Annotated in this window: 1 protein-coding gene, 1 tRNA gene and 1 rRNA gene; 2 read left to right on the forward strand and 1 reads right to left on the reverse strand. The window is 48.6% G+C overall.

Translation table 11 applies throughout. The features are described 5' to 3' along the window. Window positions 1–44: 44 nt before the first annotated feature. Window positions 45–278, reverse strand: coding sequence for a hypothetical protein (locus tag DCC39_RS19325; protein ID WP_205948460.1), 234 nt, complete (start codon window positions 276–278; stop codon window positions 45–47). Between the two features lie 215 nt (window positions 279–493). On the opposite strand from DCC39_RS19325, the gene rrf reads away from it, so the two are divergent. Both rrf and DCC39_RS18895 read left to right on the forward strand, forming a co-directional pair. Further along, window positions 494–603: ribosomal RNA gene (gene rrf, locus DCC39_RS18890) — 5S ribosomal RNA — on the forward strand. Window positions 604–681: 78 nt separating this feature from the next. Further along, window positions 682–757: transfer RNA gene (locus tag DCC39_RS18895), tRNA-Thr, on the forward strand. The last annotated feature ends 124 nt before the right edge of the window (window positions 758–881 follow it).

The raw sequence follows: 881 nt of genomic DNA on the forward strand, positions 1-881 counted from the left end.
TAGGTCTCGTGTGGAAGCGTGGCGACACGTGGAGCTGAGAGATACTAATCGGTCGAACACTTAACCAAATAAAGCGGAGGCGACTGTACAGCCCCGACAAAAAATTCCAGCTTGCGAGGAGGCAGCTTTTCAGCCACCACAGCAAGATGACATTTTTTGCGAGGGGCTAGGAGCCGGAGCTGGATAAGAAAAGCCGAGGCGGCTGTACTGCTTCGCTGCAAAAGTGCTTCTTCAGAAGGCGGGATGCGAATCCCAACTGAAGAAGAAAACTTTAGCAAGAGGCAAGCCGCTGAGGCTGGACAAACGAAATGCTGAAGCGACTGTTCTGCTTCGTAGAAAAATGCTCTTTCGAGGAAGGGATGCTTTCTATCCTATCCCGAACGAGAAAGAAATTTTTCATAGAAGCAAGGAGCTGAAGCTAGACAACGAAAAGCAATCACATTGGATGTCGTATCTGGTTTTGAAGGAACATCCTTCACAACAAAACACACTGTCTAGTGACGATGGCGAAGAGGCCACACCCGTTCCCATGCCGAACACGGAAGTTAAGCTCTTCAGCGCCGATGGTAATGGGGTTTCCCTGTGAGNATACGTTCGGAGGATTAGCTCAGCTGGGAGAGCATCTGCCTTACAAGCAGGGGGTCGGCGGTTCGAGCCCGTCATCCTCCACCATGTTTGCTTGCCGGTGTAGCTCAATTGGCAGAGCAACTGAATCGTAATCAGTAGGTTGGGGGTTCAAGTCCTCTTGCCGGCACCACATAAATTTGCTTAAGTGCTTAAGATAGAAAAAATAAATTATTTAAACTTGTAAAAGGAGCCATTAGCTCAGTTGGTAGAGCATCTGACTTTTAATCAGAGGGTCGCAGGTTCGAATCCTGCAT

Origin of the sequence: Pueribacillus theae, from assembly GCF_003097615.1 — a bacterium.
Taxonomy (GTDB): domain Bacteria; phylum Bacillota; class Bacilli; order Bacillales; family UBA6769; genus Pueribacillus; species Pueribacillus theae.